The following is a 1,648-nucleotide window of genomic DNA, read 5'->3' on the forward strand; positions in this document are numbered from 1 at the left end:
ACTCGGCTCGTTCGCCGTAAGGATCGGCGCCGCGCGCGCCCTGGGCCTGGTTCAGCACCTGATCCCAGCCGTAGGTCGGCGCCATCCACGGATCGCCGCGCAGCTTCTGGCCGAAGGCGGCGACGGCCAGGGCCCAGCGCGTCGCCTCGGGCGGGACGGCGTTTGTGCGGTCGGTCAGCGGCTGCTGGATCAGCTCCGAACGATCCCGTCCCGGCTGTTTGTAGCGCACCTGGATGAAGCCGATCTCGCCGTTCGGATCGCCGCCGCCGGTCGCGATGCGGTTGTCGGCATAGCGGCGCTCAGGAATCTGCGTCGGCCCGCCGACAGGCGTGATCTCATACAAGGCCGTGACGGAAGCGCCCGAGCCGACCTCGCCCGCATCGACGGCGTCGTTGTTGAAGTCTTCCTCGCTCAGCAGGCGGGTTTCATACCCTATCAGCCGCCATTCGGCGACGCGGGCCGGGTTGAACTCGACCTGGATCTTCACGTCGTCGGCGATGGGAAAGGCGCCTCGGTCGAACATCGGCCCGAACAGGCGACGCGCTTCGTTCAGGTCGTCGACATAGGCCGCCGTTCCGTTGCCCGCCTGGGCGATCGCCTGCATCCGGGCGTCCTGATAGTTGCCGCGTCCGAAGCCGTAGACGGACAGGTAGACGCCGGTCTTGCGCTTGTCGGCGACGTAGTCCTCCAGCCGCTTGTCGTCGGTGACGCCGACGTTGAAGTCGCCGTCGGTGAACATCAGGATGCGGTTGACCTTGTCCCGGCCGAAGCTGGCCTGGGCCTGGTCATAGGCGTTGGTCATGCCGGTGGCCCCGGCCGTGCCGCCGGACGCCCGCAGGGAGGCGACGGCGCAGCGCAGCTTCAACTTCTCGGTCCCCGCGGTGGGGGCCAGGGTCGTGCCGGCGCCCTCGGCGTAATAGGCCACGGCGACGCGGTCCTGGGGCCGCAGACGGTCGATGATCAGGTTCATCGACTGCTTGGCCAGGTCCAGCTTGTCCGGACTGTTCATCGAACCGGACACGTCGACCAGCAAGGTCAGGTTCAGCGGACGGCGCTGGTTCTCGGGCAGCTCATAGCCCTGAAGGCCCACATGGACGATCCGGCGACCCTCAGCCCACGGCGAAGCGGTGGTGCTCGTGGTGACGGCGAAGGGCCGCGCGGCCGAGGTCGGGCGGGCGTAGCCGTAGTCGAAATAGTTGATCATCTCCTCGACCCGAACGGCGTCGCGCGGCGGCGTCCGACCCTGATCGATGAAGCGACGGACGTTGGCGTAGGCCGCCGTGTCCACGTCGATGGAGAAAGTTGAGACTGGTTGATCCGCCGTGCGCTTCACCGCATTGGGCGTGGCGTCAGGATAGCGTTCGGTATCCACCGGACGCGGCGGCATGGGAGGGCCGGGCGGATAGGGACCGATGCGCGATCCGCTGACGGTCACGCCGTTCGCCATGGCGGGCGGGGCGGCGTATTCGACCCGGCTTTCCTGCTTCGTCGCTTCGATCGACAGGGTGACGGGCGGAGGCGGCGCGGGCTGGGCCGGCCGCGATCGCAGGACGGGCGGCCGCACCGAGGACGGCGGCGACAGATCGAATCCGAACTCACGACAGGCGGCCGGGCTGGGCGTTCCGTCCTGCACCACAGGCGGCGGAAC

General features: G+C 68.6%; 1 protein-coding gene. It reads right to left on the reverse strand.

Annotated elements, in window-relative coordinates; genetic code table 11:
* On the reverse strand, positions 1-1,648 hold a 1,648-nt coding region (locus tag RT567_RS16585; protein WP_313577292.1), incomplete at both ends, for a VWA domain-containing protein.

It is taken from the genome of Brevundimonas sp. (assembly GCF_032107865.1).
Taxonomy (GTDB): Bacteria; Pseudomonadota; Alphaproteobacteria; order Caulobacterales; family Caulobacteraceae; genus Brevundimonas.